The following is a 20395-nucleotide window of genomic DNA, read 5'->3' as shown; positions in this document are numbered from 1 at the left end:
AATTTATAATGTTAATTAGTGTAGATAAAACTCAGACTTTTATATGCGATAGCCCTAAAGTTCTATCCAACGGGTGGGATACTTTTCAATTATTTTAGTGGAGTACTTTTCAGTTATTATCTACATGTTTTAGTTGAACTATTGATACTTCGCGGACAAATATAGGCAAATATTCCATACAGAATGGATCATTCGCCCATTATCTTTCCTGTTTCTAAAAAAAACAACGAATCCCCTGCGATCGAATGACTGCAGGGGATTGTTTTGTATCTGCTACCGGTCTTCACAGAGGGAGAGCAGATGAACTTTTTTTTAATTTCATTACTTTAGTATTAATATTCACCGCTTGTTCGCCCTCGCGGGGTAGTTGGCCGATTCGGAAGAGGGCTCTAAAAGCTGATGTTCCGGGAATGCCGCACGATGAATCTTAGAATTATTTGATTATTATTTCATTCAGTTTCCCCTCGTGGGAGGGGAAACTGAAATACTTTTATCAATTTATCTGTATCGTCAATTACTTAACGATAGCTTTAACAGCTTCTTCGCCTTCAACAGCTACTACGACTACACCTTGAGGAGCAGCAATGACAGCGTTGTCGGAAGAGAGAACCGTGCTGGCTACTGTCTGGCCTAAGATGTTGCTTACAACAACTTTCTTGCCGGCAGCACCAGCGATCGTTACCTGGCCTTCGCCGGCGATAACAGTTACTTCGGATACTTCAACGCCTTCGTTTGCAGTAGGAGCTTCAGCAGTACCCAAAGTGAATACCTGAGGAGCAACAGTGTTAGAGAAGATAACTGTACCGTTAACTACAGCCAGACTCTTGTTTGTATTCAAAGCTACGATTTCGTAACCTTCACCGTCAACAACTTTGAAGCCAACAAGAGAAGTATTCTTAGCATCTCTTACTTTATATTTGTTCTGCTTGCCATCTTTATCAAGATCGCCAGTATAAGCAATCGTATCAGCAACAACCGTTACAGCACGGAAGATTGCGCTGTCGCCTGTAGCATTGTTTGCAACGAAGTTACCCTTAGCAGCCAAAACGTTACCAACGATCGTGTCGTTCTTAACTTCTGCGCCTTTGTAGATATAGTAACCATATTTCGTATTATCTTCGCCACGATTTACATAAGCAGAGTCAACATACAGAGAGAAGTCAGAATCAGCAGCAGCAGCTTTCAGTTCGTCACCAACGCGCAACAGCTTAGCGATACCGGCAGAAGCAGTCAGCATTTCTGAGCCATCGATTACATTGTAATGACCTGCATCAACCTTAGCATAAACAGGAGCTTCAGCGCCTTCGATGTTGAAGTAAGTTTCAACACTTGCAGTCGGAGCAGTGTAAGCAACTGTAAGGTTAGAAATGTTCATTGTAACCATGTTTGCATTAACAAGATTTGCAGCAGTAGCAGAAGAGGAAACAGCTTCATTGGCAGCAATAACCTTATAAGAACCTCCGGCAGGGTTTTCTACAAAGAAGAAACGTTTATTTGCAGCAGCAAGAGAACCGTTAGACGGATCAGACAATTTCACTACAGTATTTTCATATGCGAACTGTCCTTCAGCATTGTAAGCCTTTTCCATCGCATAAGCAACACGAACCAAAGTATCACCTAAAGCACGAGCACCATAATAAACAGTATCACCAACAGCAACCAAATCAGCACCTTCCATCAAACGCAGTTCAATAGCATTGTCAATACCTTTAGCACCGGCGATTACAGAATCCTGAACCAAAGTCAAGTAGATATCATCAGCAGCCTTAGAAGCCAAGTTGAACTTAACAGCACCGTAACCCATTTCTTCTTTAGTATAATATTTGTAACCGATGTACTTGTTAGCCATGTCTACATCCAACTTTGTGAATACCAAAGTATCACCACCTACAGTAGTATAAATGCTCTTGGCTGCATCTACTGCATACAAAGGCTTGTCTGTAAACGGTTTCTCCGGAGCAACGATAGCCAAACTTTCACCATTAGAACCTGCAGTAACACCAGAAGGAACAGTTGCGGAAGCAATATCACGAGCCTGAGCCGAATAAGTTCCATCTTCGTTTTCTACAACATAGAACTGAGTAGAAGGCACATATGCAGAAGCAGCTTCGGCATAAACATCAGCTGTTCCTGTTAAATACTTATCATTATAATCAGCTTTGATATTGCCGCCTTTAGCTTTCAACTGCAAAGAGTAAACACCTGTTCCACCAGCCAATTTAACCGGAGTACCTTTAGAGATTGTGATAAGCGGAGCATTGATCTGGATAGAGTCAACAACCAACTTAGCACCACCATCGAAGCTCTTGTAACCTACCAGATAAGTAACACCTGTACCTGCACCATGATCTGCCACTTCAAATTCACCAGCAGTATTGAAGCGAACAATAGAATCAGTTGTCATAACGATTGAATCGTTACCCAAGTCCATTTTCAAAGTAAATGTCTGCAGACCTTCGTTCAAAGCGCCCTTGTAAGCAGATGATGCAGCAGTGATAGTCGTATCCAACTGGAAAGAAGCAGCTTTTACAGAAGCGGCAGTACCCACCATTACGGTATCAATCGTAATATACTGCGGAGCCTTTGTCCCCTTCGTGCTGTTTTCCTGGCCAACTACCTGGAAGCGGAATTTTGTAGCCCCACTGACAGTTACAGGAACCGGAATCAATTCATTAGCAGTGAAAAGACCACCGTCACGACCGGCAAAGTCAAATTTGAATGAAGGAAGAACCGGAGCAAGGTCTGCTTTAGTTACGTCATAATCAGCTTTAGCAGCTTCTACTGTGAATACGGCTGCTGTACCACCTGTACCGGCTTTGTCTGTCTTACCATCAACCACCAATGAGCCGGAAGTTCCAGACATCTCAACCAACTTGCCATCAGTAGTCGTACCGATGATGTTATAACCCGTCGTTCCGTTGTACTTGATTTTGAATTCGCTAATACCGGCAGCAATAGCTGTACCGAATTTTTCTGCGCCATTCAATTTAGCAGAGAAAGAAAGCTGTTTCTGAGTAGCTTTGTTCGTCAATGTGTAGATAGAGTCATTACCCGGCATATTGACGCGAACCAAATTGGCTTTCCACAAAGCAGAATCCATATCCGCCTTAGTAGAACCTTGACTACCAAGTGCCACAGAGTCTGCCAAAGAAGCCTTATCCCAAGTCAGGTAATTAGAACTGCTCTTCAAATGCACATACTTGTCACCAATCTGTGCATAAGAGACAGTAGCAATTGCTGCGAACGCAGCAACGAGAGTAGAAAATCTCTTGTTCATAATCTAAATTTTAATATTAATAATACAGTTAATTGAAATATCAGTTCTTACTTCCTTCTTACTATCATATGTACACGCATATATAATGTACACGTGTTAACATTTGTATTTTGATAGCAAAAACGATCCTTTTTTTTAGTCATTTTTTCTGCTTATCTTTGGAGTTCGTATCGGAAAGGCGGTTTTTTGTACTCAAATTGCTATCTAATTGATAAGAAAGGATATAGGGACACGAATTTTTTTACAGAAAAGAGTTGTCGTTTAAAAAGGAATGCGTATTTTTGTCTCGTAAAAATGACAAATATAAACGATCGTTTTTTTTAGTCATTTCTCCACCCATCAACCATCTGATTCCCAATCATTTATTTACAAAACACCAAGTCTTAAAAACGATCAACCCCCTTTCGGTTCAAAAATCGGTGATTTCCGGGGAATACCTCGATGCCTACTGCTTTTCAAGGGGGTGCTTATTCGTTTTTCATCCGATGCCTATTCGTTCAATTTTTTAGTTTTGCCGGATTTTGCCTGAAAAAGCTGCCAAAACTACCCAAATTGCCCCCGCTCCACTACACGGCTACCACCTGCTTGCCGGCCTTCGTTTTCCGGTAGTAACCTCTTCCTAATGAATCGATTAAGCCATTTTTCTCTGCTTTACGAAGAAATTTATCGACATTCGACGCGGTGATTCCACGGACAGAAGCCTCGACGAGGATCTCGGCACGCTTGAAAGTTTCCGGCTGTGAAGCGAACAAGTTGCGCTGGTAGTGCGGGAACTTGAAATGCACTTCTTCGGAGGCAGGCTTGAGCGAAGTGGCCACCACATAGGCATGTTGCAGGCAGGTGGTCCCGACATGGAAAGCAGTGTTGAAATCATCCTCGCGGATCGTCCACGTACGTTCGGGATCGGCACTCTCCCCCTTACGCAGGCCGGTCAGGACCATCGCAATGCGGAAGATAGCCAGGCGGTAACGCAGGACGGTCGATTCGAGATCCTCGTTGCCGAAAGAACGGACATTGTTGAATTCACTTTCGAAAAAGCGGTCCAGCCGTTTGCGCTGTGCCTCGCTGAACTTCACCCACGTCGGCGAACCGTCCAGGAAGATACCGATATTCAGTACACGCTGACCGATATCGTCCATATATTCGGCGGCAGCCGGCGTATCGTCCGACGAGGTCAGCGGACGGTATTTGCCGCTCCCGGCGATCTTGTACATCAACATGCGGCTGAACAGTCCGTTTTCGGTCGAAGGGATCAGGCGGGGCAATATGGCGGGCGTACCGCTCCACAGCAGCGCCAGTTCGGGACGCTTGGCCAGGAACGAACCGTTCATCTTGGACGAACTGCCGACCGGCTCGTGGTGCGCCGCCTTGTTGAGGACATTCCCGTAATTGCCGAAATCTTGCGACATCATGTAGGCGACCGTCTCCATCTCCGTCTCGAACATGCAGGAGGTGTAGGGAGCGTTGTCCTGAAGCAGTTCGACCAGACGGGCCTGGGTGACATAGCCCGGCACGCACAGGTTCTTTTGCTTCACGACCACCGGCTTTTCGGGAGCCGGTCCGGAAGGGCGGGCGGAACGGCTGTTGCGCTTGGACATCCGGTAGTTTTCGTATTCCTCCTTCTTTTCTTCATATTCCTTGACATAATGGCGCGAGTTGTCAAAGACATATCTCTGCCAGGGATCGACCAGCTTTTGCAGGGGAGCCATGCAGCCTTTGCCGCTGGCCGAACTGCCCGTCACGATGGTATAGAAAGGCGGACTGTAGGTGCATTCTTTCAAGGAGCCTTTGACGCCCGGCATCACGCTGCTCAAAAGCGTCAGGGCGGAGACAAGGAGTATGTCCTTCTCGGTACGGCACTCGGCACGTTTCAAGACGTCCGCGAGAAGGGGCGGAAGTTGTTCGTAAACAGACTCGTCGAAGTAGGGCAAAAGGGCATTATCGATCTCGATATCAGCCGATTCGACATCCGTTCCGGCAGCAGGCGCACCAACAGGACAAGCGGGGGTAAATTCGGTAGTTTTTACAACTTTCCCACTCGCAGGCGCCTCTTTCGGGCGATAGGGGTTGCTCCCGTGCGAGGAGCCGTAACGGCGATAAATGTCCGCCACGGTCTTCTCTATTTCGACAGATGTAAAATCGGGACGCGGGTAACGGCGGAGGCATTCCGATGCCACCTCGCCCTGCGGGAAACCGGCGTTGTTCAAGACGGAAGCCAGCTTCACCACGTACGAATGACGCGAACCGGAGACGAAAGGATTGTCCTGCTCATACTTGTCGATGTAGTTCGAGAGCGAATGCCGGCCGCCGGCTGCCTGTACCGGCCAGGCGGCATGGGCCCGGAGGGAAGGATCGCAAACAGGAACGCGCAACACTTCCGCATCTTTCTTGTAGAACGCGCCGGGGTCGCTGCTGAAGAAGCAGGCGCGGTTGGGGTCTTTACCGGTGATATCGACCGTTACACCCGGAATATCCGCTTCCACGCGGCGGCAGACGATCTCAAAGGCGGGTTTATGGTATTCCAATTCGCAGTCGACCAGAATGAAGAGCTTGCCCCCTGTGCCGGAGGGGCTGACGTGTCCGGCTTTCACATACGGGAGTTCATAAGCGCTTCGGAGCAATTCTTCCGGCGGGATGGGCGAGTCGTCTATATCGATGACGATGCAGCCGCTGTAGCGCACCATGTTTTCGAGTTTGCGGCCTCCTTCCATCACGCCGCCTGCCACATAGAGGGGCAGCTTCTTCTTGTATGCTTTGGCTTCTTCCGTCTTGCCGGCTTTGGCAAGGCCGCGCAGGTAGGCGATCTGTCTTGCATGTTTATCACTCTTCACCTCGTCGATGTACCGGTCCAAGGTCATTAAACGCATGTTTTCTGTTTCTGAAACAGAGCCGAAGTAGGTTCCTTCGACATTTTCAGTGTTTGTCATATTTTTGTTGTTAGGTAAAGGTATCAAAAGGGCCTTCCCGCATTCGTGCTTGCTACGTGGGCATATGGCTTTTTCAATATCTTCGGTTTGTATTGTTTCAAGGTTCTCCCAAATGGTCGACCAGGCAGGCGACCTGTTTCGGCGTATAGAGCTTCTGGAATTTGACCCATCCGGCAGCCGCCAGTTTTTCCTTTAAACCGCGTGACGTATGAATCCATACCCACATTCTTTTGTAAGCGATTTCGGGTGCACAATCCGGGAAATAAAGGAGTGCGAACTCGGTGACACCCATTGCGCCTTTTACCGACATAAGCTCTATTTTTTTGTCATTCATAACTTTTTAGTCTTCTTTGTTTCTATCACTTCACAAATATAATCATTTATTTAATACATTGTTCTCTTTTATCGGATTATTTTCGAAAATAATTCAATGAATTACAAGCTGTTTATATATACATATAAACAGAAAAAAAGCTGACGAATGAAATCATTCGCCAGCTTGCATAAAAAAGGGTAATAAAGGTGTTGTCACTGCATCGGGACGAAGCCTTCGTAGCGGACTGTCCAGCTTCCGTCTTTCGGGAAACCGGGGGCCTCTCCCTCCGAGCCGTCCCAGCCGCCGCACATCATGGCGACCGCCGTCAGCAAGGCTCCGTTGGAGGGGAAATAGGGGAAGGGTCCGCCTGTCGCCAGGCCGTGTTCGTCGAACTGGAATCCGGCGGAGGGGTGCATCAGCATGTCGACAGCCAACGCAGGCTGCCCCGTCCGGGCGGCGGCCATCGCCAACATCGGGAAGTCCCAGCCCCAGATGCGGTCGAACTGCCACTCCTTGCTGACTTTCTCCAACGTGCGCTTGAAGGTCGCGAGGTCTACCCCGTCACCGGGCAACATGCCATAGACGCCGGTCAGGGCCGGATGCTCGTAGGTATATTTCGTCCACATGTCGGGGATGCCTTCGTAGGTGGTGTAGACGCCGCCGGCAACGGGAAGGGGAGCCATCTTCGAGAGCACTTCCTTCCATTTCTTCGTCCTTTTTTCCGGCAGGCCCAGGCGGTCCGCCCACGCCAACGCCGTACGCAGGCCGTAGCGGAAATAGCCTAACTCGAAAATCGGGTTGATGGTCTGCAACGGGTCCGTATTCTCGGAAACGACGACGACAGGGGGACCCAGGACATATCGTTTCGCCTTTTTGTCGTAGAAAAGGTAGTCCGCCATATAATCGGCCGTGTTCAGCACGATGTCTTTCCATTTCTCCAATGTTTCGGGAGCAGGTTTCCGGCGGTATTGCATCTCGGCGAAGTAGACCGGATGGGGTTCGTGCCAGATCAGGTAGGCATGGGCGCTGCCGGGCCATTCGCGGTTGAAGTTCCCGGTGCACTTCGGCCAACGCGCACCGATGCGGCCTTCGCTCTTGGCGCGTTCGAGGGCTTGCGGCATAAAGTCCTTATAGACGTTCAGGTAGCGGTCGAAACATTCCATCCGGTTCCACAGGCCGTAGTGCACGCCGTGCCACCAGATCATCTCGAAATGGAAACGTCCGTACCAGCCGTTGTTCACCAGTCCGGATTCCTGGGGCGGGAACAGGCCGCTTTCGTTCGCACGCATCAGGTACTGCGAGAGGACGATGCGGCGTTCCAGTTCCAGCCAGCGGGGGTCTTTGCTGCCGGAGAGGTCGATGGCGGCTCCCGAACGCCAGTATTTCTCCCAGGCTGTGGCGCTCTTCTGTTCAATTGAGGCAACCGGTTCTGTCACGTTTGCGACCGGTTCCTGAGAAAAACAGCAGGTAAAGGAAAAGGTGGAGGTATGCCGGGGTTGAAGGAGGAAGGTATGCGGCTTTTCGGATTCGCGGCGGAAAGTGGCGGGGCCGGTCCAGTCGAGGGTGGCGTAGTAGTGCGTGTCGTCCATCGTGCGGGCGATACGGACCGAGTTCGGGGCCGACTTCTCGATGGTGGAGGTATGGCCGGAGATCGTGTCGTAGCGTCCTACATAATGCTTGAAATAGCGTCCGTCGGGATAGGGGAAGTCGAGGCAGATGCTCATATTGCCGTCGTTCAGCAGTTCTGACTCGATGCTGACCCCGATCATGTCTTTATCGGGATGGCAGACGGTGCGGACTTTCACCTCCTTGCGGTTCAGTTCGAAACGGCTATGGACGACGCCTGTCCACAGGTCGATCTCCTGACGGGCGTTGCCGAGGTCGATCTCCTGCGCTTCCGTACCGTCTTCGCGCAGCAGGCGGAAACCGATACGGCCCAGGTTATAGCGGTGGGGGTTCTTGGTCAGCCACTCGGACAGTTCGGGCTGGTCGGGGTCGCGGAGTTCGTAGGCGATCTTTTTGCCGTGTGTCTCGACGACGACCGGACGGTAATCTTCGGCTTTCATCCCTGCGGGAAGGGGGAAACTGTGCCAACTCCAGTCGGACAGGGTGTTGAAGGGGACGAAGGTCTGCAATCCGGTTATATCCATCCCGAAGGCGAACTTGCCGTTCCCTACTTGTGCCGGGCTTTTCAGGAGCGTCCCGGTCGTACACACGCGATGGCGCTTGACAACGGCCTCCCGATCGATGGGTTCCCCCATGACAGACAAAGGTAAAAGGGCCGACAGGCAAAAGAGGCTTACTAAACTGATCAGTTTTTTCATGGTGGTTATCCTTTTATATGTTTTCTGTGGATAAAGATAAGGGACAACCACCGGGCCTCGGTTTACAGTTCTGATATTTTTTCTTCGATTTCTGGTAAATAATGGTTGGCATGTTACTTTTGGCTTGATCCAAAAGTAACCAAAAAATCAAGGCTTAACCGTCCGGTCTACTCCGGGCAAAGGTTCCGCTGTCGCCTGCGAAACTCGCTTCGCTCAAACAGCGCAGGCTCCGGCCGCTTCACCTTTGCCCTCCGCTTGACGACCGTCCGCTTAGGCCTTTCATAGAAAGCTCCGCTTTCTCTTGGGATGGCCGATACCGACACCTATATGACAGGCAGCATCGGCCATCCCTGGGGACCGGAGAAGATCGGTTCCGCTGTATTATATCTTGCCGGTCTTCTTTTTCCAAATCAGGAAGAAGACAAAAACGACGATTGTCAAGGCAATGCCGATAATCTGTGAAATGCCGGTTTCCATGCCTAAGCCTTCGGGAGCGACAAAGATGTATGTCGAGCAGACGGCTGTCATGAACAGGGCCGGGATCAGCGTAACGACATAGGGCTTCTTCGAGATCACCAGGTAGACGGTCAACGCCCATAAGGTAAACACGGCGAGCGTCTGGTTGCTCCAGGCGAAATAACGCCAGATCATATCGAAGCCGTCCTTGTCTTTCTGGCTGTAGAGCAAAAGGGCGATAGCCACCAGGAACAAGGGGATGCAGATCATGAGCCGCTTGGAGATGCTGCGCTGTTCGAGATGCAGGAAGTCCGCCACGATCAGGCGGGCCGAACGGAAGGCCGTATCGCCGGAGGTGATCGGGGCGGCGATCACACCCAAGACGGCCAATATGCCGCCTACCGCACCGAGCCATTCTTTCGTAATGCTGTCGACGACAACGGCGGCATTGTTTTCGCCCATACCGTTGTTATGATAGAAATAGGTAGCGGCTGCCGCCCAGATCAGCGCAACGATGCCTTCCGTAATCATGGAGCCGAAGAAGATAGGGCGGCCGTACTTCTCATTCTTGATGCAACGGGCCATCAACGGGCTTTGTGTCGCGTGGAAACCGGAAATGGCACCGCAGGCAATGCTGACGAACATGATCGGGAAGATGGGCAGGTGGCCGGGATAGGTGTTCGGCATCCCGTCCGTGATCTCCGGCAACGGCGGATGGTTGACGAACAACATCACCAGGATACCGATCGCCATAAACAGCAAAGCGGCAGCAAACAATGGATAGATCTTACCGATGATCTTATCGACCGGCAACAAGGTCGCCAGGATATAATACAGGAACACGACAACGATCCAGAAAGTAGTATCCAGATGCTCCGGCGTCAACTTCGCCAGCAGTCCGGCAGGCCCGGCCACGAACACGGAGCCGACCAGCACCATCAGGATCACCGTAAACCCGCGCATGAACTGCTTGAAGTTCACGCCTAAGTAACGACCGATGATCTCAGGCAGGCTCTCCCCGTTATGGCGCAGGGACAACATCCCGGACAGGTAATCGTGTACCGAACCGGCAAAGATACTTCCCAGCACGATCCACAGGAAAGAGGCGGTTCCGAACTTCGCCCCCATAATGGCGCCGAAGATCGGACCCAGTCCGGCGATGTTCAAGAACTGGATCATAAAGACTTTCCAAGTAGGCATCGGGATATAATCCATGCCGTCCTGGTGCGTGTAGGCAGGGGTCGGCCGTTGGGCATCTATGCCGAAAATACGTTCGATGAATTTACCGTAGACGAAATAGCCAACGACGAGTGCAATAAGGCAACAAACAAAAGTAATCATAATGGGCAATTAAAAATTGAGAATTGAAAATTAGATTGATAAGGAGACAAAAGGGAGAAAATGGAAAATGGAAAAGCAAAGCGTCTCTTCTTTATTTTTCAACTTTCCATTTTCAGTTTTCAATTCAGAAGTCTTTTAACGACTTCTGAGATCATGCGGCCTTCGGCTTTTCCGGCTAATGCCCTGGAGGCAACGCCCATCACCTTCCCCATGTCTTTCGGACCGGCGGCCCCGACCTGTGCGATGATTGCTTTCAGCTCGACTTCCAGTTCTTCGGCAGACATCTGTTTGGGCAGGTACTTTTCGATAACGGCTACCTGTGCCAGTTCGTCGTCGGCCAAATCCTGACGTCCCTGCTGCACGTAGATAGCGGCGGAATCTTTGCCTTGTTTGACGAGCTTCTGCATGATCTTCAATGCATCGGCATCCGTCAATGTATCGTTGGCTCCCGGAGCGGTCTTCGCTTCAAGGAAGAACTTCTTCACGTTTCTCAGTGTTTCAAGGGCTACTTTATCTTTCGCCTTCATTGCGTTTTTAATGTCTTCGCTGACTCTTTCGAACAAATCCATAGTTTTGTAAATTAAAGAATTAAGAATGAATAATGAAACCTTCGGGTCTCCAACTATTCATCATTAATTTTTCATTATTAATTATCAATTAGTCATTATTCATTACCTAAAACTAATAACCGTGCCGCCCGATTTAGGCTTCTTGCTCTGGTTAGCGGCAGGCGTGGTGAACGACATGCCTTGGGTGCGTACCGGTTCCTCTCCCTTCCGGCGTATCTGCTGGACGTCTTTGGCCGTCCGCTTGTAGGCCGGTTTATCTTCCATGAAAGCGATCAGGGCGTCATCGTCCAATTCGTCGACGGCAAAAACAACGATTTCGGTATTCGGCCGCGAGTCGATATACTCGCCGTAATACTGCTTCACCCATTTGTCTTCTTCTTCTCTCGCTTTTCTTGCCGCTTCTTCCCGCTCTGCTGCCAGGCGTATTTCCTCTTCGGTGGCAAGCTCCTGCTGTTCGCTCTGCGACAGGATGTCTTCCAGACCGAAGCCGGTCACGAGGATCGTGATCTTGATCTTGTGGCCCAGGCTGTCGTCATAGCCGTGCCCCCACTTCACTTCGTATTCGGTCTTGAACTGGGACATGAAGTTGTGTATATCCGTCATCTCGCTGATGCGAAGCTCGTCTTCATGGCTGTAATAGATGACAAACGCCACGCGTTGGGCATTGAAAATATTGTTGACATCGTTCACCAGCGTGTTTTCCAACGCCTCGTTGATGGCCTGGTGCAAACGTCCTTCGCCCTCTCCGAAACCGATACTGATCAGGGCGACACCGCTGTTGCGCATCGTCGTGTCGACATCGGCGAAATCGACGTTCTGTTCGAGGTTGGTCGTGACAATCTCGGCAATGCTCTTGGCGGCAATCGTCAATGTCTCGTCGGCCTTGCGATTGGCCTGCGGAACCGGCATATCGGCGAAATTCCTCAACCGTTCGTTGTTGATGACAAGCAGGGAGTCTACGTTCTGCGCCATCTTCCTTACGCCTTTCAACGCTTTCACGATCTTCGGACGTCCTTCAAAGACGAAGGGGATCGTGACGATACCGACGGTAAGGATTCCCATATCTTTGGAGATCTTGGCGACGACCGGGCCGGCCCCCGTACCGGTTCCTCCGCCCATACCCGCCGTGACGAAGGCCATGCGGGTTCCATCGTCGAGCATGTCGTGTATTTCCTTTTCGCTTTCAAGCGCCGCGGCTTCTCCCTTTTCAGGGACGTTGCCGGAGCCAAGCCCGTTCGTCGTGTTCCGTCCGATCAGGAGCTTGTCGGGAACTTCCGATTTCTGCAACGCCTGGTTATCGGTATTGCATAATACGAAAGACACATCCCGGATACCTTCGCGGTACATGTTGCTGACCGCATTACCGCCACCGCCACCGACGCCGATCACCTTGATGATTGTCTGAGGCGCTTTCGCCATATCGAAATCGTATGTATTATCTTCCATTGTCGTCTGTCTTTTATTGTTACCGATTATTGCTCATCTTTCAAGGCCTTGTCAATGCCCTCTCCCATCTTATCCACCGCATTTTTAAAGAGATCTCCGAGTCCCCAACTCTTGTTTCTCTTCTTTTCATCCTCTTTCTTAGTTCCGGAATTGCGGTTCTTGGTCGTAGCCGAAGCCGCCGCCTTCTTTTCGACAGGCGGTTCTTCCGGTTTTTCTTCCACTGCAACGATTACGGGTTCTACCTTCGGCTCGGCCTTCGGTTCCACCACTTTCGGTTTCTCCGGTTCGGGAGCGATATAGAGGGCGCAGTTCTCCATGCCTTTCAGCAACAGGGCGGCTACGGTCGTATATTCGGGATTATTGGCAATCATCTCGCCGTCGGCAATCAGGTCTTTGCGGACGGAAGCATAACGGACATCCATCTTGAAACGTTCGCTGAGAGCCTCGCGCATATTCTTCAGCGCGGCCCCGTTGCCGGCAATCACGATGCTGTAACCGGGTTCTTTCGCCACGCCCGTATCTTCCAGTCGGGCATATATGTTTTCGATGATCTCACGGCTGCGGGCTTCCACCACCATATTGATATCCGAGAGTTTGATCTCGCTTGAATGCTGTCCGTCGGCCAGGTCTACCGAGACCATCTGCTGTTCGTTGTCTTTTTCCCAGATAGCGTTGCCGTAGGTGCGTTTGACCCGTTCCGCCTCCTTCTCCGGCATACCCAGGGACATCAGGTCGCGGGTGATCAGATGGCTGCCCAACGGGATCACATAGAGGCCTGCCAGGTTACCGTCCTTGTACATCGTGACAGAGGTGACGCCTGCGCCGAAATCGACCAGCGCACAACCTTTCGACTTCTCCTGTTCCGTCAGGATCAGGTCGGCCAACGCCAACGGCGCGACAATGGTGCCTGCCACATCGAGCTTGATCTGCTCCGACATGTTCGTGGTTACGGCATGGCGGAGAGACGGACGGCCGACGAGCAACTTATAGCGGGCTTCAATACGCGAACATCCCAGACCTACCGGATGGGCTTCCGGCTGGTTGTCGAGATAATAAGCGGGGGCGGCTATATCCAGCACGTCCAGCATATCGGGACGATACTGCCGGCATTCCTGGTCCAGCTCCTTCAGCACCTCTTCGGTCACCGTACCGCTGCCGAGCACTCTCGACACAGCATGGTTGACCGAACGGAGCGACTGGCCTCCCACCCCGATATACACCTTGCCGATGCGGGAACCGCCCAACTTGTTTTCCAGTTTGCGGACCAACCGCACGATCTTGCCGGCTGCATCTTTTATATTATATACACATCCTCTTCGTATACAAGTATCGGAGTTCTCCACTTCGTAGGCAATGATGGAAAGGGTCCCTGTCGGGCCTTTCGTGCCTACCATGCCGACCATGTGAGAAGAGCCAAGGTCGATGGCCGCTATAAAGTCTGTGTATGCCATATTCTCTATCTTTTAGTACAAACAATCTGATCCTTATATTTTAAACTGATAATGCTGTACTTCTCCCATCCCACCTTCGGGATCGCTTTCTCGTAGAAAAGCCGGAGATTGTCCAGCTTCTCCTTGAAATCGGCAAAGGAGCCCAGCACGATGCGGTGGTTGCCGACCCGCGGGATCAGCTCCACCTCGTTGTCAGGATGAACGTAAATCTGTTCTATCTGACTATTCCAGAAATCATTCTCCTGCAAAAATAATGCAAATTCGTATAAGTCGGTTACCGCCAGCTCTTTTTCCACATATCCGCTCACTACCGGAACGTGCGCCACATAACGGCGGCTGACAGGCATCGTACTTCCCAAATTATCCACATAATAGTTGCCTCGCGGACTTATCACACGCAAGATAGGGATTTTTTGCTCTACTTCCAATTTAATCATGCCGGAAGGAGTCTTGTAGGCTTCGACGCGGGCAATCATTTCGTTTTTCAGCAGTTCGTTTTCAATCCGGTCGGTGTTGACCTCGTCCATCGGCTTCCTGATCGGGTTCAAGTCCGCCTTCTTGAGAATATGCACCAGGTCGTTCTCGCTCACAAAATGTTTGTCGAGGCTGTCCACGACCACTACCTGCAGCTCACGGCACAGCTCCTTCTGCCTGCTTTCCCGAAAGAAGAAGGAGACAAACACGATGTAAGAGAACAACAGTGTTGCAACGATTATGGATACGATACGGATCACGATTTATTCTTTTTTATCCAATATTTGTTTTACCGGGTCTACCAGCAGTTCAATATTGCCGGCTCCGACCATCAGGACGACTTCGAGCTTGCCGGCTTCGGCTGCCACCACGTCCAACAGTTCCTCCTTGCGGATCAGCCGTTTGTCGTCGATGGTCACGGCATCGAAGATGATCTGTGAGGTGACGCCCGGTATCGGTTCCTCGCGTGCGGGGTAGATGTCCAACAGTATCAGTTCATCCAGGAGCGAGAGGCTGGCGGCAAAGTCGGCGGCAAAGTCACGCGTACGGGTGTAGAGGTGCGGCTGGAAGATACCGGTCACCTTGCGTCCGGCATAAAGCTCCTTCACGGAAAGGATGCTTGCCTTCAGCTCGGCAGGATGATGGGCGTAGTCGTCGATCAGGACGATGTTTTCCTTCTTGAGATGGAAGTCGAAGCGGCGGCGCGGACCGGCAAAGGTCGCCATGCCGTGCCTGATCTCCTCCGGCGTCACCCCGTTCAGCCAGGCAAGGGCGATAGCGGCGACTCCGTTCTCGATGTTTACTTTCACGGGCACGCCCAGCTGTATGTCGGGGATGCGGACATCGGGACCGACGAAGTCGAAGAAGATCTCGCCACCTCCGATGCGTACGTTCTCCGCATAAAAGTCGGGGCTTCCAGTTGAGAGTCGAGAGTTGAAAGTTGAAAATTCTTTTGCGTCGGGAGCGCCGGTATAAGTATAAAACTTCACGCCTTCCTGCAGGCGGGGCGTGACGTTGATGCCTTGTTTCATTAGCAGGCAACCGTCCGGGCGGATCAGCGAGGTGAAATGTTCGAAACTTTCACGATAGGCTTCCGGAGTCCCGTAGATATCCAGGTGATCGGGATCGGCCGCCGTAATAACGGCCATATAAGGTTTCAACCAATGGAAGGAACGGTCGAACTCGTCCGCTTCTATCACGGTCAGGTCACTCTTGTCGGAAAGCATCAGGTTGCTGTCGTAGTTCTTCAGGATACCGCCTAAGAAAGCGTTGCAATCCACCTGAGACTGTTTCAGCAGGTGGGCGACCATCGAGGAGGTCGTCGTCTTGCCATGCGTACCGGCCACACACAATCCGCGGCTGCAACCGGTGATCTCGCCCAGCACACGGGCACGCTTCATCACCTCGAAACCATTCCCCCGGAAATAGCAAAGTTCCGAATGGGCTTCGGGAACGGCAGGGGTATAGACGACCAGCGTCTTTGCCGGATCGGTAAAGTCGTCGGGGATCAGGTCGACATTGTCCTCATAGTGAATGACGGCTCCTTCATAGTTCAACTGTTCCGTCAAGCCGGAAGGGGTCTTGTCGTAACCGGCCACCTTCTTTCCCTTCGAAAGGAAATAGCGGATCAAGGCACTCATCCCGATCCCGCCGGCTCCGACAAAATAGACAGCCGTTATGTTGTTTATATCCATATTTTATTACTCGTTACTGTTCTTTGTTACAAAGATACGATCTTCATATCGTATTTGTTATAAAAGACCGGCATCTTCTTCAGAAAAGGCTATAGCTTTTCTTGCAAAAGGCTATAGCTTTTTCATCAAAAGCCTATAGGTTTTCCCGCAAAAGGTCATAGCCGGTCATTCGATGATCCTGACGATCTCGTCGACGATGCGTTCCGCGCTCTGGTGATGGGCCAATGTCGCGATATTGCGGCTCAAGGTACGGAGGCGTTCGTCGTCGTGGATGATTTCGAGGGCCTTCGGCACCAATTGCCGTTCGGCATCCTTGTCGGCCACCATGATAGCGGCCTCTTTACCCGCCAAAGCCAAAGCATTCTTCGTCTGATGGTCTTCCGCCACATTGGGAGAAGGGACCAGGATCACCGGTTTCTTCAGCAGGCAGAGTTCGGAAATGGAACTGGCGCCTGCACGGGAGATGATCAGATCGGCCGCCGCATAGGCATAGTCCATGCGGGTGATGAAGTCCGAGCACCAGACGGGCATTCCCCTGTAGGCCTTCAGATGCTTCAAGGCCTCTTCATGGTAGTAGCGTCCGGTTTGCCAGATCACCTGCACGTCGACATCCGAAGCGAAGAGTTTGTCCAGATCTCCCTGTATGCTGCGGTTGATCGTCCGTGCTCCCAAGCTGCCGCCGACCACCAGGATCGTCTTCTTGTCCGGTGAGAGGCCGAAGAACTTCAAGGCTTCCTCGCGCTTACCCAACGCTTCTTCCAGATCCTGACGGACCGGATTGCCGGTCACGACGATACGGCCGGCCGGGAAGAACTTCTCCATGCCTTCGTAGGCAACGCATATTTTGCAGGCCTTCTTTGCCAGGAGCTTGTTCGTGACGCCGGCATAGGAATTCTGTTCCTGTATCAGGGTAGGGATTCCTAAGGAAGCAGCCATCCAGAGGGTGGGCCCGCTGGCATAACCGCCTACGCCCACGGCAATATCGGGTTTGAACTCGCGTATCGTCTTTTTGGCAAGCCGGAGGCTTTTGAGCAAGCGGCCTGCGACACGGATGTTATTAGCCAGGTGGGCACGGTCGAAGCCGCTTACCGGCAATCCCACGATACGATAACCGGCGGCAGGCACTTTCTCCATTTCCATCCGGTCATCAGCTCCCACAAACAGTATTTCCGCCTCCGGGAAACGTTTCCTGAAGGTATTGGCAATGGAGATAGCCGGGAAGATATGTCCGCCGGTCCCACCGCCGCTTATGATGATTCGGTACTGTCTCATATTTTAGTTTCTGTTGTTGTTTCTTCTTTCAGTTCGGCGACGGCTTCGAGGGGATTCGTTTCGCCTGTCCTCTCGTCGCCTTCCGGGGATGCCGGGCTGTTTTCGATCCGATGCCCATCCGTTTCCGGTCCGATGCCCGGAGAATTTTCATCCGATGGGCATGCATCTTCCTCTTCATCGTTGCCCATATTGGCTCCGAAACGGCTTATGCTAAGGATGATGCCGATATAAGCACACGAGATGACGGTCGACGTCCCCCCCCGGCTGACCAACGGCAAAGGTTGTCCGGTCACCGGTATCAGGTCTACCGCCACCGCCATGTTCGTCAAAGCCTGGACCACAAGCAGCAGCCCGCACCCCAAGACCAGGAACTTCGGAAAGAGCTTGTCACATTTACGGGCGATCATCCCCACCCTGACAAGCAGGGCTATATAAAGGAAGAGGACAAAGATCCCGCCTGCAATCCCCATCTCTTCAATGATAATGGCATAGATAAAATCAGAATAGGCCTGCGGCAAAAAGTCGCGTTGCTGGCCGTGACCGGGAAACTTCCCCCAGACACCGCCACGTGCAAGCGCTATCTTGGCATGGACAACCTGGTAGTCGTCGCCATCGATATGGATCGTCTTTCCCGGTTCTATCTTCACCGGAGGAGCCGGATCAAAGAAACGTTCGATACGGGCTTTCCATGTATGCACGCGCTCCGGCATATATTCCATCACGCCGTCAGGCATCTTCCACAGCAATAGCACCATCAGGACGACGACGGCCATCAATATCCCCCAGCATTTCGCCAGGCGGACAATCGAAATCTGGCCGAAGAACATCATCATCTGCACGATGGAGAAGAGAAGGATAGCCGTCGATCCGTTCGTGAAAAAGATCAGGCCGCAAACGACAGCCGCCCCGCCTTGAATCCACCAAAACATCTGCTTGTCCGTAAACCAGTTCCTTTTGCTCATGATGAAAGCGGTATAGCCGACCAGGGCTATCTTGGCGATCTCGGACGGCTGGAAGGTGAACCCCAATATATTCAGCCAACGTTTTTCCCCGTTTATTTCAACCCCGATAAAAAACGTAAGGATCAACAAGAACACCGAGACAGGAAGGGCGACGCTCAACAACGTGTAAAACCTGCACGGCAGATTGTGCATCAACAATACGAGCACAAAACCGCCCAGCATGAATGTCGCATGCCGCGCAATCGGTTCCCAATGCGTCACGCTCTTATAAGCGATCGTGCTGGTCGCACTGAAAACCTCGACCGCCGAAATCAGGCACAGGAACATGAATATAATCCATATCACCCGGTCGCCTTTGAACAGTTTACTTGCTAAATCCATCTACTTATTCTTTTACCAATTTATCGTATTTATATGAAGGTAGCCCGCCTTAGCGCGTGCGCCCCTCGCACCTTACCGCGTGCATGCCCCGCACGGGGACAGGTTCAGAGATTCCGCACACAAGCCTTGAACTGGTCGCCGCGATCCTCATAGCTCTTGAAGAGGTCGAAGCTGGCGCAGCAGGGTGACAACAGGACGGTGTCTCCCTTTTCGGCCAGTTTATATGCTTTCGATACAGCCTCTTCCATCGAACGGGCATCTTCGATAGCGGGGACCTTCCCGTCGAAGAAACCGTGCAGCTTGGCATTGTCCACACCGAGGAATACGAGGGCGTGCACCTTTTTCTTCACCAGCTCTTCGATTTCGGAATAATCATTCCCCTTGTCCGTTCCGCCGAGTATCAGGACCAGCGGAGTGGTCATGCTCTGCAGGGCGTACCAGCAGGAGTTTACATTCGTAGCTTTCGAGTCGTTGATATAATCGACTCCGCGCACACGCGCCACTTTCTCCAGGCGATGTTCCACTCCGGTAAAGTCGCTCAGCGAAGCCCGTAAATTCTCGTCGTGGATATCCACCAGCTTGGATGCGATACCAGAAGCGAGCGAATTATACAGATTATGCGTTCCCGATAACGCCAATAAATCTTCTTCCATTGTAAACGTTCCGTTTGAGGTTTCAATTATTATCTTTTTGTCTTCCGTATAGCCCTTTACGCCGGCTTCGTGAGTTTCGGCGAACGGGTAGAGAGTTGCCTGCGGATGGCGTTTGGCGATTTCGCGGGCAATGATGGGATCGTCGTTCCAGAATATGAAAGCATCTTCGGCCGTCTGGTTCCGGATAATGCGGAATTTGGCATCCACATAGTTCTGCATCTCGTAGTTATAACGATCCAGATGATCGGGCGTTATATTCAACAAGATGGCGATGTCCGCCTTGAATTCGTACATGTTGTCGAGCTGGAAACTACTCAGTTCGATCACGTAGACGGCGTGAGGATCTTCAGCCACCTGAAGGGCGAGGCTGTTCCCGACGTTCCCGGCAAGCCCCGCATCCACTCCCGCCTGCCGGAGGATATGGTAGGTCAGCATGGTCGTCGTCGTCTTGCCGTTACTCCCGGTGATACAGATCATCTTGGCGTCCGTGTACCGTCCGGCAAATTCGATTTCGGAGATGATAGGCGTACCTTTCTCCTTCAGTTTCTTTATGATAGGAGCCTTGTCGGGAATCCCCGGACTCTTGATGATCTCGTCGGCATTCAGGATGTCGGCTTCGGTATGCCGGCCCTCTTCCCAACAGATACCGTGGGCATCCAGCATATCCTTATACTTGGGTTTGACAGACGATAAATCGGAAACGAACACATCGAATCCTTTCGCCTTCGCCAGCACGGCGGCGCCTGCACCGCTTTCACCGGCCCCTAAGATAACAATCCTTTTCTTCATTTGATGTATGATTTCTTTATTCATTCATGATTTATGATTTATGCGTCGATGATAAATCATAAA

13 protein-coding genes are annotated in these 20395 nt (G+C 51.3%); all 13 read right to left on the bottom strand.

Features of this window, described 5'->3' with window-relative positions; genetic code table 11:
• Positions 1 to 514: 514 nt before the first annotated feature.
• A complete protein-coding gene (locus tag ACW6QF_RS08405) occupies positions 515 to 3277 on the bottom strand; it encodes a DUF6383 domain-containing protein (protein ID WP_456087467.1) in 2763 nt (920 codons plus the stop codon).
• A gap of 566 nt (positions 3278 to 3843) precedes the next feature.
• Positions 3844 to 6204, bottom strand: a complete 2361-nt coding sequence (locus ACW6QF_RS08400) for a DUF3987 domain-containing protein (protein ID WP_456087466.1) — start codon at positions 6202 to 6204, stop codon at positions 3844 to 3846.
• A gap of 97 nt (positions 6205 to 6301) precedes the next feature.
• On the bottom strand, positions 6302 to 6538 hold the full coding sequence (locus ACW6QF_RS08395; RefSeq protein ID WP_298552115.1) for a DUF4248 domain-containing protein: 237 nt from the start codon (positions 6536 to 6538) through the stop codon (positions 6302 to 6304).
• 194 nt (positions 6539 to 6732) lie between these two features.
• Positions 6733 to 8844, bottom strand: coding sequence for a hypothetical protein (locus ACW6QF_RS08390; RefSeq protein ID WP_456087465.1), 2112 nt, complete (start codon positions 8842 to 8844; stop codon positions 6733 to 6735).
• A gap of 381 nt (positions 8845 to 9225) precedes the next feature.
• Positions 9226 to 10641 (bottom strand): carbon starvation CstA family protein, encoded by a 1416-nt coding sequence (locus ACW6QF_RS08385; protein ID WP_456087464.1) that lies wholly within the window; start codon positions 10639 to 10641, stop codon positions 9226 to 9228.
• Positions 10642 to 10760: 119 nt separating this feature from the next.
• The gene (locus ACW6QF_RS08380; protein WP_298552112.1) at positions 10761 to 11210 is read right to left on the bottom strand and encodes a GatB/YqeY domain-containing protein; all 450 of its coding nucleotides are present in this window, start codon (positions 11208 to 11210) and stop codon (positions 10761 to 10763) included.
• Between the two features lie 102 nt (positions 11211 to 11312).
• Complete coding sequence (gene ftsZ, locus ACW6QF_RS08375; RefSeq protein WP_298552111.1) at positions 11313 to 12656, bottom strand: cell division protein FtsZ; 1344 nt, start codon at positions 12654 to 12656, stop codon at positions 11313 to 11315.
• A gap of 26 nt (positions 12657 to 12682) precedes the next feature.
• Complete coding sequence (gene ftsA, locus ACW6QF_RS08370; RefSeq protein ID WP_456087463.1) at positions 12683 to 14107, bottom strand: cell division protein FtsA; 1425 nt, start codon at positions 14105 to 14107, stop codon at positions 12683 to 12685.
• 5 nt (positions 14108 to 14112) lie between these two features.
• Complete coding sequence (locus ACW6QF_RS08365; RefSeq protein WP_298552105.1) at positions 14113 to 14841, bottom strand: cell division protein FtsQ/DivIB; 729 nt, start codon at positions 14839 to 14841, stop codon at positions 14113 to 14115.
• 3 nt (positions 14842 to 14844) lie between these two features.
• A complete protein-coding gene (gene murC, locus ACW6QF_RS08360; protein ID WP_456087462.1) occupies positions 14845 to 16275 on the bottom strand; it encodes a UDP-N-acetylmuramate--L-alanine ligase in 1431 nt (476 codons plus the stop codon).
• Positions 16276 to 16440: 165 nt separating this feature from the next.
• On the bottom strand, positions 16441 to 17547 hold the full coding sequence (gene murG, locus ACW6QF_RS08355) for an undecaprenyldiphospho-muramoylpentapeptide beta-N-acetylglucosaminyltransferase (protein ID WP_456087461.1): 1107 nt from the start codon (positions 17545 to 17547) through the stop codon (positions 16441 to 16443).
• Complete coding sequence (locus tag ACW6QF_RS08350) at positions 17544 to 18890, bottom strand: FtsW/RodA/SpoVE family cell cycle protein (protein ID WP_456087460.1); 1347 nt, start codon at positions 18888 to 18890, stop codon at positions 17544 to 17546. Before ACW6QF_RS08350 ends, murG begins: the two co-directional genes overlap by 4 nt.
• A 104-nt stretch (positions 18891 to 18994) precedes the next feature.
• Positions 18995 to 20332, bottom strand: coding sequence for a UDP-N-acetylmuramoyl-L-alanine--D-glutamate ligase (gene murD, locus ACW6QF_RS08345; protein WP_456087459.1), 1338 nt, complete (start codon positions 20330 to 20332; stop codon positions 18995 to 18997).
• Positions 20333 to 20395: the final 63 nt, after the last annotated feature.

The organism is Parabacteroides sp. (assembly GCF_977054455.1).
The sequence above is the reverse complement of the archived record's forward strand: the minus strand, read 5'-3'. Positions and strand labels throughout refer to the sequence as shown.

Coding starts and splice junctions, on each gene's coding strand:
- ACW6QF_RS08405 (WP_456087467.1), bottom strand. CDS start 3,277: ATGAACAAGAGATTTTCTACTCTCGTTGCTGCGTTCGCAGCAATTGCT.
- ACW6QF_RS08400 (WP_456087466.1), bottom strand. CDS start 6,204: ATGACAAACACTGAAAATGTCGAAGGAACCTACTTCGGCTCTGTTTCA.
- ACW6QF_RS08395 (WP_298552115.1), bottom strand. CDS start 6,538: ATGAATGACAAAAAAATAGAGCTTATGTCGGTAAAAGGCGCAATGGGT.
- ACW6QF_RS08390 (WP_456087465.1), bottom strand. CDS start 8,844: ATGAAAAAACTGATCAGTTTAGTAAGCCTCTTTTGCCTGTCGGCCCTT.
- ACW6QF_RS08385 (WP_456087464.1), bottom strand. CDS start 10,641: ATGATTACTTTTGTTTGTTGCCTTATTGCACTCGTCGTTGGCTATTTC.
- ACW6QF_RS08380 (WP_298552112.1), bottom strand. CDS start 11,210: ATGGATTTGTTCGAAAGAGTCAGCGAAGACATTAAAAACGCAATGAAG.
- ftsZ (WP_298552111.1), bottom strand. CDS start 12,656: ATGGAAGATAATACATACGATTTCGATATGGCGAAAGCGCCTCAGACA.
- ftsA (WP_456087463.1), bottom strand. CDS start 14,107: ATGGCATACACAGACTTTATAGCGGCCATCGACCTTGGCTCTTCTCAC.
- murC (WP_456087462.1), bottom strand. CDS start 16,275: ATGGATATAAACAACATAACGGCTGTCTATTTTGTCGGAGCCGGCGGG.
- murG (WP_456087461.1), bottom strand. CDS start 17,547: ATGAGACAGTACCGAATCATCATAAGCGGCGGTGGGACCGGCGGACAT.
- ACW6QF_RS08350 (WP_456087460.1), bottom strand. CDS start 18,890: ATGGATTTAGCAAGTAAACTGTTCAAAGGCGACCGGGTGATATGGATT.
- murD (WP_456087459.1), bottom strand. CDS start 20,332: ATGAAGAAAAGGATTGTTATCTTAGGGGCCGGTGAAAGCGGTGCAGGC.